Annotated in this window: 14 protein-coding genes; 8 read left to right on the top strand and 6 right to left on the bottom strand. The window is 40.2% G+C overall.

All coding sequences use genetic code 11. The features are described from left to right. Positions 1 to 10 precede the first annotated feature (10 nt). From NSS94_RS17685 to NSS94_RS17660, 6 genes are read right to left on the bottom strand one after another with little or no spacing between them, the layout of a single operon-like run. Positions 11 to 2,941: a contractile injection system protein, VgrG/Pvc8 family gene (locus NSS94_RS17685; protein WP_341039790.1), complete on the bottom strand. Its 2,931-nt coding sequence runs from the start codon at positions 2,939 to 2,941 to the stop codon at positions 11 to 13. A gap of 24 nt (positions 2,942 to 2,965) precedes the next feature. Further along, on the bottom strand, positions 2,966 to 3,421 hold the full coding sequence (locus tag NSS94_RS17680; RefSeq protein WP_029515612.1) for a DUF4280 domain-containing protein: 456 nt from the start codon (positions 3,419 to 3,421) through the stop codon (positions 2,966 to 2,968). Between the two features lie 31 nt (positions 3,422 to 3,452). Next, on the bottom strand, positions 3,453 to 4,082 hold the full coding sequence (locus NSS94_RS17675) for a hypothetical protein (protein WP_029515611.1): 630 nt from the start codon (positions 4,080 to 4,082) through the stop codon (positions 3,453 to 3,455). Between the two features lie 12 nt (positions 4,083 to 4,094). Beyond that, complete coding sequence (locus NSS94_RS17670) at positions 4,095 to 4,607, bottom strand: imm11 family protein (RefSeq protein ID WP_241113407.1); 513 nt, start codon at positions 4,605 to 4,607, stop codon at positions 4,095 to 4,097. 12 nt (positions 4,608 to 4,619) lie between these two features. Continuing rightward, positions 4,620 to 5,723: a pentapeptide repeat-containing protein gene (locus tag NSS94_RS17665; RefSeq protein ID WP_241113406.1), complete on the bottom strand. Its 1,104-nt coding sequence runs from the start codon at positions 5,721 to 5,723 to the stop codon at positions 4,620 to 4,622. A 20-nt stretch (positions 5,724 to 5,743) separates the two neighbouring features. Continuing rightward, complete coding sequence (locus tag NSS94_RS17660) at positions 5,744 to 7,246, bottom strand: hypothetical protein (protein ID WP_069012528.1); 1,503 nt, start codon at positions 7,244 to 7,246, stop codon at positions 5,744 to 5,746. Between the two features lie 279 nt (positions 7,247 to 7,525). On the opposite strand from NSS94_RS17660, the gene NSS94_RS17655 reads away from it, so the two are divergent. The 8 genes from NSS94_RS17655 to NSS94_RS17620 all read left to right on the top strand — a co-directional run bounded on the left by NSS94_RS17655 (position 7,526) and on the right by NSS94_RS17620 (position 14,870). Then, on the top strand, positions 7,526 to 8,488 hold the full coding sequence (locus NSS94_RS17655; RefSeq protein ID WP_340956454.1) for a helix-turn-helix transcriptional regulator: 963 nt from the start codon (positions 7,526 to 7,528) through the stop codon (positions 8,486 to 8,488). Positions 8,489 to 8,597: 109 nt separating this feature from the next. Continuing rightward, positions 8,598 to 9,224: a type 1 glutamine amidotransferase family protein gene (locus NSS94_RS17650; protein ID WP_318627503.1), complete on the top strand. Its 627-nt coding sequence runs from the start codon at positions 8,598 to 8,600 to the stop codon at positions 9,222 to 9,224. A 51-nt stretch (positions 9,225 to 9,275) separates the two neighbouring features. Next, complete coding sequence (locus tag NSS94_RS17645) at positions 9,276 to 9,800, top strand: VOC family protein (protein ID WP_341039786.1); 525 nt, start codon at positions 9,276 to 9,278, stop codon at positions 9,798 to 9,800. Positions 9,801 to 10,393: 593 nt separating this feature from the next. Continuing rightward, entirely contained in the window at positions 10,394 to 10,711 is a 318-nt protein-coding gene (locus tag NSS94_RS17640; protein ID WP_039273018.1) for a hypothetical protein, read from the top strand. A gap of 75 nt (positions 10,712 to 10,786) precedes the next feature. Continuing rightward, the gene (locus NSS94_RS17635; RefSeq protein WP_039273020.1) at positions 10,787 to 11,470 is read left to right on the top strand and encodes a DUF5819 family protein; all 684 of its coding nucleotides are present in this window, start codon (positions 10,787 to 10,789) and stop codon (positions 11,468 to 11,470) included. A 544-nt stretch (positions 11,471 to 12,014) separates the two neighbouring features. After that, complete coding sequence (locus NSS94_RS26265; protein ID WP_245231612.1) at positions 12,015 to 12,803, top strand: DCC1-like thiol-disulfide oxidoreductase family protein; 789 nt, start codon at positions 12,015 to 12,017, stop codon at positions 12,801 to 12,803. A gap of 10 nt (positions 12,804 to 12,813) precedes the next feature. Next, entirely contained in the window at positions 12,814 to 13,938 is a 1,125-nt protein-coding gene (locus tag NSS94_RS17625) for a serine hydrolase (protein WP_069012534.1), read from the top strand. A gap of 53 nt (positions 13,939 to 13,991) precedes the next feature. Continuing rightward, complete coding sequence (locus NSS94_RS17620; RefSeq protein ID WP_241081081.1) at positions 13,992 to 14,870, top strand: M23 family metallopeptidase; 879 nt, start codon at positions 13,992 to 13,994, stop codon at positions 14,868 to 14,870. Positions 14,871 to 15,243: the final 373 nt, after the last annotated feature.

The raw sequence follows: 15,243 nt of genomic DNA, 5'->3' as shown, positions 1-15,243 counted from the left end.
CATCTTCCCCTTATTGTCGTTTATACTCTCCACCAATTTTTTCTGCTACCTTATCATAAAACATATCCCATGCTTCATCCATTCGCCCCTCTTTATATAACTTATTGAAATTAATATCCGCTCTTAACTCCTCTTGAACTAATCGATACACCATTCGAACCGACTGACCATCAACTTTCCATCCGTCAATTCTTCTAGTCATATTGAACAACTTTCCATTGGGAGTTATTGCTCTCATCTCTAGCATATCAAAGTCCACGGCCACCATTATATCTTCTAAACTAAACGGACCATTGTTAGGATGATTATGTGTAAAAACAGCATCTTTTCCTGTGTGCCTATAATCACTAATATCTATTGCCTTCTCAGTACCGACAACTGTGTCTCCAATTAAATTACCATCCTTGTCAAAAAACTGCCCATGCTCTTTAGATTCATGTCTGATTCGCTCTTCCATTTCTGAAACCTTAGTATAGTCGTACTTAACTTTTACCGGCCCCTTAGTACTCTTACCCGTATACTCCCCTGATTCTAACGCATCAATTTGTTTTTGTCTCTCAGGCGAAATCTTTGCACCGGAACCTTTAGAATGTGGGACGTCAGGACCAGGTTCGTGAAACCGATAATGATCTCCAACAGTTGCGAAGATGGGTGACCTTTTAGTAATACGAATATTCATCTTTCTAGCTACACTTTGCAAGTAACTACCCAAGGATTCAAAATTGTTAGGAAAACGGATGGCATTCGTTTTGAATTTTCCATCTCCAGCCTTGGCAAGGGCAGATTCAGCTTTTGCTGTATCTCCGAATAATCCCGGCGCGCCACCTTTACCGGCATTCTTTTCTCCAGTTTCCTTGGCCCCTTTAGATAAGGTGGCTTCTTCTTTACCCAGCTTTCCAAGATTTTTAACTAACTTTGTGCCACCTTTAAGAACTGTATAAATGTCTGCTGCACGTTCCGCAGCTTTTATACTATCATATCCTGCATCGTAACTTTCCTGTTTGGTATCGGTATAGGGGTTGGGGAAGAAGTTATCCAATTTTTTTACGATAGGTTCTGTGATGCCGTCCCATACAAAGTTGGCATCTTTTTTTACTTCATTTCCAACGTCTTTAAATCCCTGTCCTACACTGGACGAATTTTTAATAACTTCCACATACTTGGTACCTTTCTCAACGCCCAATTCTATACCATGCTGAATACCTTCGAAGGTTTCATTACGTCTCAAGATTCCTTCTGGCAAGATAAAACGTAAAGCAAGAGGAACTGTTACAAGATCCGCTATATCGACAAACGAATCCCACATTCCTTTTGCAAAATCCAAACCCGCATCCCATTCTCCCTTGAGCGTGGCGCCTACGTTTTCCTTAACGCGTGCTCCCATTACGCCTTGAATTCCCTTTTCAACGACTTGCTTCTCAAAGTCAGACAAAATCGGTTCTGGGTAGTATTGATGCAGGGAAGCTTTAAGTTGGATTTCTGAGCTCACGCTATTAACTTCCTGCTCCAGATCCAACGTATCGGTTGTTGTATTCAAGTGTAAGCCGTTGGTTCCTTGCAACTGAATGCTACCTGCCGAAAGACTGAGACTGCCTGCGGCTTGGATTTGTATACGTTGGGTGCTGTTCAGGCTGACACCGTTATGGGTATTCATGGAAATGTACAGTGACCCTTCCTGCGCACTCATCGACAGTTCAGAGTTCCCTAAGGAGATTTCTTTTCCCTGTGGATTTGCAAAGGATTTGACCCCGGGATCGGCTGTTTTGCGCTGGTGGCGTTCTGCAGACGATTCGACCACGGCACCTTGAGCTGCGTGAGATGAAGGGACAGCAACGCTGGATGGTTTTGTTCGAACCGATTGTATGACCATCGCATCGTCTTCGTCTGCACTAGGAAAATACAACTTCACCTGCGCACCTTTTTCCGGCATTAGATACCACACCTGATTCCCTTCAGCAGAATAGGGGAACCATTGGGCATCCTTGGGATTCTGCTGATCGTCTATATCCAAATGCAACCGCACCTGATTCCGGTTGACATCTAGTATTTTTCCTTCAATAGCCGCGCCAATGATGGTACGATTATAGATTTTAGGGACCTTCAAGCCTTGTGACAATGCGCATTCATACGACCAGGTCATTAAACCGCGAACCAACTGTCCTTCACGTTTGGTGATGACGTAGGTTTCGTGATTGCGCTCGACTTCATCTCCCAATTGCAGCATTCGATTCCACTCAAAGGTATACCGGGTGTAATCTCCGATGCTGGCAGATCTCCAGCCATTCGCCTCTTGATCCAGATAGGGAGCAATCTTGCGTTGAAGCGTAAAAGGAACCTCTTTCAAATGAATATGCTGTCTGGCCTGCGGTATACCGATCCAAATTTGAGCATGGTGTGAAACGATATTAGGGACGAGAAGGGCTCCCACATGCGAAGCCAGCCGTTTTAAAAAAGTCCAATCTGTCTCCTGATATTGCATGATGAATTGGCCTGTTTCTTTTTTCTCAAACGCTTCATCAATCTTATCCGAGCCTTTGTAATCGGCCAGCACCGCATCTACAATCTCCGCATACTTTTGATTGATGTGTTGAAAGGAGCGGTTTTTGAGCTGCGTATCTAGTTTAAAACTATGAGAAATGACGTCGAGAGTTACCACGATCTCCTGATGTCTGTGCTCCACATCTACGCAGTACAGTTGTCCCATAAATAAGGGATGCTTTTGATCTTTGGCATCGGAATACCAGAGTTCGACTTTGTCGTCGCTGCTTGCTTTGGTAATGATTGTGTGTGCTTGATCGGCTTCTAGACTACCCGTGATCACCAGTCTAGCATGTTCTCCGAGCTCGTGACTCATATGGACGTTATGAAGACGCAGCTTGCCATAGGGCCAAGTGACATGTAAGTGCTGATAGGTAAAGCGGTCTTTCGCTACGATGTTCATCCTTAATCTCCTTGCTTGATAAAATCAACCATCCTGTCCGTCATCTGTAATGGAGATGATACCTCCACCACCTGATCCCGTGCTGTCTGCACCAAAAAAGGAGGATATCGCCTCTTGTACACCTTGGCAGCTACACATTAAGGTCGAATTGTTGAGTAGGGCGGGTGCCCCCTCAACCAATACGTCTTCTTTCCCACCTGTCCACTTGGACCCAAACGCAATCTCCGGTTCACAGGGAAGACCTTGCTTCAATTTACACAGACCAAAAGCATTGATTTTGCTAATATTGGCTCCACAGATGGCATCGTCTACGTTCAGAACAGGCTTATCTTTAATGAAGACACCGTGGCTGTACATCATATTAAGCACACCAGGATCTGTACCTTGACTGCACTGTAACTTGGCGCCTCTCACCACATAAGAATGTTCTCCGCTGAGCGCACCTTGGGCCAGAGCTTTAATAAGTATAGGTAAAAACATACAAGTACCTCCTTGAATAAAAGGTATAGAATCAAGAAAGCTCCGACCATGTTACGGTGTGCAGCATAGCATAGGTTAACGGAACCCAGAGGGGAGCATCCTCCAGCTTAAATTGACAACTCCCGATCACAGCCTTGCCATGCCAGGAACGCACAAAGACAATCTGATAATAGGGGGAGGGGGAAACTAGAAAAATAGCTTCATAGCAGCCAATGATGGTATCTTGAATAGAAAGAGCCTTTTTATCTACGAGCTTCATACTTGGTTGTGCACAACTCGTTTGCTCAATCATTTGTTGTTGATAGATTTCTATTTGCGTGGGGTCCAGTTCTTGCCTGCTTTGGTGCAGACCGAACAGGATTCCGCCCAGCTTGTCCTGAACAACGAAGCTTTTCGACGGATCTAACGTCTGTCCAGCCCGAACTTCTGGAATAAGAGAGTCAGGTAGGGAAATGGTGAGTTGCTGTTCAAAGACAGGAAGGGTTTGAAACCGGATTTCCTGTTGATCCGATAGGGTTAGCGAGCCTTTTGAAATTCCCTCCATCGCTTCTTCAATAGTTACCATCATCCAGCTTTCATCGTTTTCCGCTGTACTTAATTGCTCTTTCAATATTTGTTGATGATGCAGTTTCAAAAAAAATTCATCCCAATGCTCCGTCAAGTTTGAACCTCCTTATAAGAGTTCTAGCTTTTGTAGCTGAAAACCACTCAAACTCCGCCGCAGTAAGCTTTCAGCAGCCTCCAAGCTAACAATGAAATAAGGTTCCCTTACGTTAGACAGTCGAAAAAAATGGTGTCCATTCACCTTTTGACTATCCAGCACAAGTCGTTTTAAGGTTTGGTCGTGCGCATAAAATTCAGTCTGTTCTGAAATGCCATCCACAGAGGGAAGGGATGAAATCCAATATAATTCTTGACGGCTAGGTTCACGGTTCACGATATACACCTGTTTAAAACGAGCTTGTGTATTGTATAGTTCTAGAATCCGTTTCATAGAATCGGAAAATAGCGGTTGTGAGGGTGAAAACGGTAGCCAGTCCGTGTACTCGGCATCTTCTGTCGCATGAACATCTAAAACCTGAGCCGGAGGCATGCCAACAAATGGCGTTTTAAAAAGGTCTAAATTCATCGGTTTAATGTTTCGGGAAATACGATGATCATCGACCAGCACATAATAATGGCGCATACACATTCCTCCTTATTCCGTCCACACAATAGATTGAAGCTGTGCTTCGCTTAGTTTCCAATGCTGTTGGTACTTTCGTGGGACAAGAGTTCCTTGCATCGAAGCCCCCTCAAAATATGCATGTTCAAACGAATGTACATCCGTAAAATCGGCCCCATCCAGGTTGGCGTGTTCGAAATGAAGCCCACATAGCCCCGGCACCCGAACTCCATGTTCCCGATACGGCTGTCCGCTGGCACTATTGAAGTTAGCACCTCTCAAATCGCTATATCTAAAATCCGTATCGGTCAGTAGACATCCCCCAAAGCTGCCTCCTTCCAGATTGGCTCGTTGCCAGATGCTTCCGATCAATATGCAGCTGTGAAACTGGCTTCCCCGTAAGTCACTGTGGCTAAAATCGTTATAGCGCAAATCCTTTTGCATCAGGTGAAGGTGGGGAAGAGAATGCCGCTTTAGGTTTTCGTAAACATAGGGTTCTTCTTCACTGGAATGTATCAATTGCTCTTTCACATGATCTGCAAGAAGTGCTTCCTGATCTTCGGCATATAGATTCTCGCTGATATCCTTGTACTCGCCCGTTCGGATAGCTAAACGATCAGCTTTATAAATGGCGAGATACTCAGGCATTTGAACCACTTCTGCCATCCCTAAGCGCAGGAGGGAGTTCACAAACTGGTGAAAAAAAGGAGCGGATTCCAACATCAGTCGTTCAACGTCCACTGAAGTGATCGTCCCCATATATATTTTTCGTTCCTGCTCCAAGGTTTCCAACATGGTATTCATTGCTGCGTAAGCCCATGATGCGTCATAGGTTAACTTGCAATCGGAATCATCTTCGTACCATTCAGCAGAGTAAGCCTCGACCATATACAGGTAGGATTGCTCCAGCATCTGAGTGCGCAAGAACGAGTAGTGAATATATCCAATGGGTTGTTTTTGACCTTGTTGCTGCATGCTCAGAATGTGTATACACAAATCCCTGAACGATTCTTTGAAGTCGAAGATCAGTTGAGCTTGGCAACGCTGAAACTTGGCTTCCAGCATGTCCAACTGAATGTCCAGCAAAGGTGTAAAATGGTGCTCTTTAAAATGGTGTAACGCCGCTTGTTTATCCATCTGCTAGTTCTCACCTTCCGTTAGTTCATCTTAATTTCCGTGCCGGAGAAGGTGGTTTTGTCATCCAGCGTAATCGTGTTGCCTTTACCAGACAGCTCAATTTTTCCGGCGGAAAGCTGGATGTTACCGGAACTCATAACAATATCCGAAGCCGCACTAATGCTCACATTTTTTCCGCTTACAATATCAATGCCTGTTTTATCGTTAATGACAATGGACATGCCATTGCCAGAAATAACGATTTGATCCGGGGCGAGCATGATTTCTTTGCCGTATTTGGTTCGCAGCGTCTTAATGGCAGGGTCAGCCATTCGATCTGGGGCAGGAGCTGCTGCGGATAAGGCTGAAGAAGACTTTGATCCGGCAGACAAAGTAGAAGCTGTGGCATGTCCAGAAGTCGCAGAAGATTTTCCCGTGGAAGGCTGCGGTTCTCTTTTAACTGAGCTGATCGCGTATCCTTCTTCTTCCTTATAACTGGGGAAATAGATACGGATGCTATCCCCGTCCTCAGGCATACAATACCAGCCCGTGTTATCCGCAGATGCATAAATGGTAGAGTAGGGAAACCAGTAATCCGTGTTCGGGTCTTGCTGATCGTCCATATCGAGCTGGGCGCGTACTTTGTCCCGACGAACGCTCAGTACCTTGCCATGAATGGAAGCGCCGATAATGGAGCGATTGTAGTCTTTAATTGGACGTAAGCCGCTTCGTGGTGACAGCTTGGCGGTATGGGTCAGCACCCCGTCTTTCATCTCCGTTAGCACCTCAGCTACGATCAGCTTATGACCTTGAAAGGTTACTTCATAGCCAGGTTCCAGTAATTTCTCCGTTTCGACCTCATATTGGATAAAATCAGCATCACGTACGCCGGGGATATGGTTTTCCGAGGCGGTCTGGAAGTCAGCTACTCGTTTGGTTACTTTATAATTCGTAGATTGTATTTCTCCTTTGCTGAGTCCCATAGGCAGGCCAAAATAAAACTTTGGTACTCCGTAGCCCACCGCAGGAATGAGTGGAGAGTAGAAGTGGGAAGCCATTCGTTTCAGAAATTGCCAATCGGTTTCATCATATTGCATGATAAAGGTGCCGATGGGCTTCTTGTGAGATACAACATCCATCGCTTCGGCTTTGGAATAGTCCGATACAATACTTTCAATCAGACCTGTATAGGTGAGCTTGGGGTTCTGGAAAGAGCGTTGATGCCGCTTAATATCTAACTCGTAGGTATGAGAAATGGCTTCGACGGTCAGATAATGAACCCCATGAACGACTTTTTCCTCCACATCCAAGGCAATGCCTCGAAAAAGGGGCTGTCGATTGCCATTTTTGTCTGTAACAAAAGCTTTGACCTGGGTTTCCTCATCCGAAGCACGCACATACAGCTCGCGCTTTTTCTCCGAGATGATACCTGTACAGATCATTCGGGCATGATCATTGACTGTTTTTAGGATTTTAAGTTCATGAAGGCGTACAAATTCATAAGGCATGATTTCGATATGACCGTACGTCACGGTGTTTTCCATAGATGTCTCCTTCTATAGTTGTTTTTGGTAAATGTTATTATGAGATTCTCAGCTAGATATGTTGTTAATGATAAATCCAGCATATGTATTTATCGGTTAAAAGAGAGAGTTAGTTTACAGAATGCCCCATTCGTTGTGGTATTTACTATGTGTATTATTGGAAGTAGGAGATATGGGAGGGGAGTATTGTGCAGAGAAAAGCATATAATAGGTTTTAAGACGGAGTTTCAAAAGATATTTATAAAGATTGAGCTTTAATGAGAGAGGAGGGTTCATGGTATGCCAAAAAACGATAATATGCTGGCGATTCTATGGATGCTGAATTCGGGTGTGAAAATGACTGCAAAACAAATATCCGAAAAGTTAGAAATAAATATAAGGACAGTTTATCGGTATATTGATGCTTTATGCGCCAGTGGAGTGCCTATAATATCCGACACGGGCCATAATGGCGGGTATAGCTTGCTGAATAATTTTATTAGAGCACCTTTACTATTTGATATGGAGGAGAAAAAGGCACTCCTTCATGCTGCTGTTTTTGCAAAAGAAGCTGGATACCCTTTGAGTGAGGCATTAAGCAGTGCGACGTCAAAATTGAAAATGTATTCGAATCAAGAGCAGGAAAGTATACTTAGCCGTCATTTAGCCGGATTTGAAGTGATAAATCGCATGGGAGAACCTTCTCTTCAGCCGATATTGGCAGAATTGGAGCAGGCTGTAGCCAACGAATTCTCTGTAGAAATGGATTATCGCACAAGCCATGAAGAACAACCCAAGAATAGGGTGATAGACCCCTATGGAATGGTTTACTGGAACAGTAAATGGTATACTGTTGCTTTTTGTCACCTACGGAATGAGATCCGTAGCTTTCGGGCAGATCGGATTCTACAAATCAAGCGTACTCCAATCCTATTTAAGCGTCCTGAGGCTTTTTCGGCTCGTGAATTTTTTATGCAAAATCTGTTGCCTGATTTAGTAGGCAAGGACGGTTTAATTTCTTTAATGATCGAAGGCAGGTCGGAGGCATTGGATGACTTATGTCTGCATTGGTTTTTGGGGCATCATCTGAAAGAGCGCACATCCAATCAAGCCATCTTTTTGCTTGAGGAAAAATCACTTCATACATATGTCCCTTATTTGCTCCTAACCTACGGGAAATCTATTCAAGTCATCGAACCACAGAGTTTGAAGAAAAAGCTTGTCGCTGTTGCGTCGGAGTTAATGGAATATTATCAGCGCTAAAAGCTTCACTGACAGCAGATGTCAGTGAAGCTTTTTTATAATGAGGATAATCACGGATTACCGAGGGTTGGTATCACTTGATAAATTATAAAATAAGGAGAACCTGTGAATGAATAGTACGGTATATCTGTATGTATTTGACACTATGGCAGACTGGGAGATTGGTTACTTAACTGCCGAACTGAACTCGGGGAGATATTATAAAAAGGGGCTGTCCCCATCCAAAATTGTTACCGTGGGACTGGAAAAGACTCCTGTAACTACCATGGGCGGATTGACAATACTGCCTGACATCAATCTGGATGAGTGCAGTATTGAAAGCACAGATGCATTGATTTTACCCGGTGGAAATACATGGACAGAAACCATTCATCAACCGATTTTAAAAATCGCTGAGAGGTGCTTAGAGGAAGGGATATGGGTTGCTGCGATTTGTGGTGCGACCATGGGACTTGCCCAGGCAGGATTACTGAATTCACGTTGGCATACAAGCAATGATCTGGAATACCTCAAAATGATCTGTCCCACCTACACGGGCGAAAAGTATTACAAAATGGAGTCTGCTGTAACCGATGGAAAACTAATCACTGCATCTGGAACAGCTCCTTTGGAATTTTCCGTACACGTCTTGAAAGCTCTGGGTGTGTTTTCTTCTAAGACATTAGAAGCCTGGTATAGTCTAAATAAGACTCGTGCATCCAAATATTACTATGAGTTGATGAATTCAATCCAATAAAGGAATAAGCATAAAACTGAACTATTACGATCATTTAAAGGAGGAGTCAAAATGACTGAAAGCAGAGAATATACGGGAGTGTCAGGTAAATATACAAAGAAGGGGATACCCAACGGCTTTACATCTATTACCCCTTTTATTACAGTGAAGAATCCTTCTGAAGCAATTGAGTTTTATACAACTGTTTTCAATGCAAGAGTTAAGGATATTACTGAATTTCCTAATGAGAATGGCAATAAAATTATTGTTCATGCGGAATTAGATTTTGGAAATGGTTTTTTGCAGCTGGGAGCAGCGAATCCGGCATATCAATTGGTCTTGCCGCCAGATGGAGACCATGCGTGTTATTCTTTCGGAATTTACGTAATGAATGTGGATCAGGTCATTGAAAATGCGGTAGAAAGAGGAGCAAAACTAAGGGAATCAGTTGCAAACTTTGTATCAGGGGATCGATTCGGAAGTATACTGGACCCTTGTGGAGTAAGATGGTCTATTATGACCAGGATCGAGGATTTGTCAGAAGAAGAAAGCAGTCGTAGGGTTGCTGAATGGGCCAAAAGCTTGAGTGGAGAATAAATGCAATCACTTTTTAAAAGTATTAAGAGTGACGGTCTGCTGAAATGATGTTAAGGAAAGCTTGAATATATCCCCTCGCCTCTATACTGTAACCCGCTCATTGAGCGGGTTTTTATTTTTAATCATTTGAAAAATGTAGACATGAAATATTTAAGGCATAGAGTTTGATGGAGCTTGTAGACATTCTGCTACGTTTTAATCATGTTGTTTACAAAATCGCTGGCGTAATTCTTCTTGAAACAATCTAGCCAATTTGGCAGGATACATTACTCCTCCTGTGGTATGAGTGTGTGCATGCATGGTAACTCTGATAGAGGGAGGAATGGCAAGTTATTGTTTTCTTCTTTCGATGGTTTATAAAATGAAGCGCGGCACCTGCTGGAATAAGATATAATCCGAAATAATTTTTAATTTTAATTACTAAAAATTTATGTTTATGATTTTTGGCAAGGGAAAATAAGATATAAAATATGGAAGGGAGTGATATAATAAGTAATTATAAGTAATTATATTCAATAATAGTCATAAAAAAAGTTATAAAACTAAGAGATTAAAAATTATTTTGTTACTAACCATCTTAGGAGGAATTATCTATGAAGAAAAAATTAACAATACTTAGTCTGGCTCTAGCCATCACAGCCTTCTCTACTGTAAGTTTAAGCGCTTCTTACGCTTCTGATTATGACGTTTCCTCTGGAAATTCTTCTCCTTTAATTAGCGCGCATGCAAATGGTGCTGCTGTTGAGCCTCAAGCAATAACATCCCTTGCTCGTAAAGCATGGCAAGTTGGTAAATCAGCTTGGGATGCTAACAAGGATGCTTTGAGAGAAGCGACCCGCTTAGGAAGTCTATTAGGTACAGGTGTTTCTAGTAGTGATGTAGAGAATGCAGATGTAATTTTTGATAAATAGCTTAAATATCAGGGAGAGGATCAGATTTTTATATTTCTCTCTCCCTGATGTTATTAAAAAGAGGTGATTGCTTAAATGAAAAAAAGAAGCGAAACGTGTATTTTAAATGCTACGTTATTCTCTTTATCGTTGTTCTTGATGGTTCATTTCTTCTTTATTTTTCTTCACGCTGGACCGCTTAACCCGGTCTCTGTTTCATTGAAATCAGTAACTGATAACTATGTCGGACGGTTTTTTCAACAAAACTGGCATCTATTTGCTCCCCAGCCTATGACTCAAAATCTAAAATTATATGTACGTGTAAAGTATAAGGGGGAGGGCAGTGCCAAAACGGTTATAAGCAATTGGTATGATGTTACTGAACCTATGATCAGGACGAATGAGACGACAATATTTTCACCTTATAATAGGATGCTCAGAATTGGTAGTGGATACATACATCAATTATATATAGGAGGAAAAGATGATCTAACATATAAATTAATGGAGAAAATATCTAAAAAAGATAATGTCGCCAAAGAAATAAATGCTTCTTTAGAAAAGGATTCGGATCAAGTTGAACAAATCATATACCGCTATGCCTCTGCGTTTGCGAAAAGAGAGTTTTTGAAACATGAAATAACCGATGTCCAGTTTATGACCTCAATATCGGATGCAATTCCATATTCAAAGCGAGATGATCTTCATTTTAAAGTGAAAGAAGAGAATGTCGTATATGGTTGGAAAGGAGTTGTAAAGGATGTTGTTGAATTACCGTAATTTTTTTATGAATGAACGCTTTCTTATTGGCACAAGTATCCTTCGGATATGTATCGGGTTGATATTACTTTTCAATTATTTTATTCATTATAAACAGAGATACTTTTTTTGGCACGAATCTGGAATTAATATTTATTCTGCTGGGTACAAGTCATTAACATGGTCTTTATATAATTTGAATTCATCAGCTTTATTTTTTGACTTTATCTATCACCTAGGAATTATAGTTACTATTTTTTATTTAATAGGATATAAAGGCCGGCTTTTTTCAATTCTGGCCTACCTATTTTTTTATTCATTGTATGTTCGTTCTTTTCATATTAGTGATGGAGGAGACAACTTACTTATAGTGAATATGTTTTTTCTGTCGTTCGCCAATAACACTGCCTATTTATCTTTGGATTCTAAAATGAACAACTCATCTGGAAAAGACTTGAAAGACTCTTTACTCTATAAGTTATCTGTGATAATCCACAATTTTGCAGTACTTTTTTGTATTATACAACTGTGTATTGTTTATTTCTTCTCAGGAATGTACCAGCTTATGGGGGAAATGTGGCAAAACGGAACGGCACTTTATTATATCTCTCAGGTAAGAGAGTTTAGCAGACCTATTTTGGATTATATGGTTAACCATTATGTTGGGCTCACCATTTTATTCACTTATTTATCTATAATTGTTAAAATAGCTTTTCCTTTTGCTGTAATTAATAAAAGCCTTAAACCGTTTGTAGTTATTGCTATGATATTGTTTCATGCAGGAATCGGTATAGGCATGGGCTTACTGACGTTTTCACTAATTATGATTGTTATGGAATTATTGTTGTTTACGGATCGAGAATATAAAAAGTTATACTATTTTATAAAGATCAGTTTCCGGAAAATATCAATTATAATTCGAAGAAAAACAAGAAAAATAGGATATGTAAGCTTTCAACACAAACAAATTCTGGTTTTCTATGATGGTTGGTGTCCTGTCTGTACAAATATAAAAGACAATTTGTACAAGCTAGATTATTTTAGACTGCTACGGCTTGTTAGTTTTCGGAATTCTTCATTGGTTCAAGCATACAAATTAGATGTTAATGAATTAGAAAGGCGAATGCATAGTTTCTCAATGAATGATTCCAGTAAAATACAACGTGGAATTGACTCTATTGCACAAATTTGTACAAGAATACCGTATCTTTGGTGGGCGGTTCCCTTTATAATTATTTTCAAAAAAATGGGTATAGGTGGTTGTTTGTATGATTATATAGCTTCTAAAAGAAAGGTGATTCCCGTGGGGAACTGTGACGACTTATGTGAACTTCAGCCTAAGCGTGTCCATTAAGGAGCAAAGTATGAAAATAATTTTATTGTTAGTAGCTATAATTTTAATATTTGTGTTCATATGTATCCTGTTTTTATTCATTGCGAAGCGCCAAAATAATAAGAAAACAGAAATGGATGTTCTAAGCTTTTTGAAGGAAAATCCGAGTAAAGCATCTTTGTTTATGATCAAAAATGGTATGGAGAAAATCAGCTATAACTCAGAAGTTAAAATGCCGCTTGCCAGTACAGTTAAAGTGATTATTGCTATTGAATTTGCTCGCCAAGTTGTGGCGAAAATATTAGATGAGCAGGAACTTGTTCCTTTAGAGGAATTAAATAAATTTTATATTCCTGCTTCCGATGGTAACGCTCATCATAACTGGATCAAATCCATTCGCGCAAACCATAAAGAGGTTCAAGGGAAAATTACGTTATTGGATATTACCCACGGCATGTTAGCATATAGTTCCAATGCCAATACAGAATTTCTGATGGCGAAAATGGGTTTGGATAAGATAAATGAGAATATTATGAAGCTTTCACTTTCTTCCCATGATAAAATCTTTCCTTTTTCATCTGCGGGATTCATGTCTCCTTATATCCAAGAGACCGAAAACATAGGCTTTAAAGAGTCGATACAAAAGATAAGTGAGATGAGCTACGAGGAATATATGAAAAAATCTATTGAAATTCATCAGATTTTAAATCGTGATCAGGGGATAGAATGTATTCAGAAATGGAACACCAGGCAGAATTATGTACGAAAGCTTCAAGTGCTGGAATCGCGCAAGCTTCCTCGTTCAACGACTAAAGAATATGCTTACCTCATGAAGCTCATACACAAGGAGGAGTTGGTTCCTTCTACTATAAATCCATATTTAAAAATGCTAATTCAGCGACAAGTAGATAACTCCAAGTTAATAGAGTTTGGAAACAAAGGTGGATCTACCATTTCTGTTCTAACAGAGGCTTTATATTGTACGGATCGGGAAGGAAATGACATTCAACTAGCCATGTTTATTCAAGATGATTCTGGGGTGGATCATATTTGGCTCAAGCAGAAGCTGGATTTGTTTTTTTACAAATTATTAACGGATACTGCATTTCAAGAAGAGGTAAGAAGCAAATTATCATATGATAAGGGAAAAAATTGATGTTTTTTTATTTTGTGAAAATGCTGTTGATTCCGCTTATACTTTACTGGATCATGGCTTACTTTCCATTTAAAAATCGTATTTCGTGGTATATACACACTTTGTTTACAAGTGCATATACGTTCATAATTTTATTCATAAATGATTGGACAGAAATTAGCTATTATTTACGTCCGGTTTGCATCGCATTGTTTGGATGTTCCTTATTCCGTCAAATGGTTACTTTACGCTCTTTTAAATTTAATGGCTTAAGTAGAAAAACACGAATATCCCTTTCTCTTTATGGTTTATTAGCGATATATCAAGTTTTTATATGTATTTTATTTAGTATTTCATACATTACATCCACTCCTAAACACGAAGATGCAGTCGATTTAGCCTTCCCTTTGAAAGGAGGGGCTTACGAGGTAGTGAATGGTGGAATGAGTTCATCTATGAACTATCACTTTTCGCATCGTACTCTGAAATATGCGGTGGATATAACTAAGCTCACCCCGTTAGGCTCAAGAAAAGGAAAATTTGATAATCCTGAATCTTTAAAATCCTACCCCATTTATAATGATTCAGTATATAGTCCAGTTGAGGGTAGAATTATCGAAGTTGTGGATGGAGTAGAAGATAATGTGCCAAACTCTCTGGGTCGTAGTACTACAAATATGATTATCATCAAACACAAAGGATATAATATTCTGTTGTTACACTTGAAGAAAAATAGTCTGCTAGTTAAGAAAAATGATTTTGTCAAGGTTGGACAAGAAATTGCGAAAGTAGGGAACTCAGGTTACAGCAGTGAGCCGCATCTTCATGTTCATGCTATAAAACATGACAATAAGAGTGATTACTTCAGTGGAACTTCGGTTCCTATTACTTTTAATGGTAATTACTTAAAGAGAAATGATTTGCTATTTAATCAAACGCTTATTTTTCGTTAAAAATGAATACCTTCCTAGAAAGTCGGTTTTAGAATTTGTTTACCAGGTTTTCAGTATCGTATATTGTTCTTCAAAGCAAGTATTTTCAACTTAAGCGAGAGGTATAATCCTTTACATCGTCTCGGCACATGTTGAGCGCTGTTTACTGTCAGTAAGGACAGAATGAATACAGGATGTATCGGTGTTTTAGCTCCTTAATGAGGGTCTAGTTGATAAATGGAGAGAGGTAATAGACCATATTAAGTTGAAGTTGCAGTAAATAACAACACTTTGACCAAATCGGATTATGGTTCCTCTTAGATTTGTTTCAGAAGTTCTGGGGGATACATTAAATACTACGATCAATGGAACATTACATGTTGACATTAAGACA

Origin of the sequence: Paenibacillus sp. FSL L8-0644 (genome assembly GCF_038008165.1) — a bacterium.
GTDB classification, from domain to species: Bacteria; Bacillota; Bacilli; order Paenibacillales; family Paenibacillaceae; genus Paenibacillus; species Paenibacillus polymyxa_D.
This window is presented reverse-complemented; position numbering and strand designations above follow the sequence as displayed.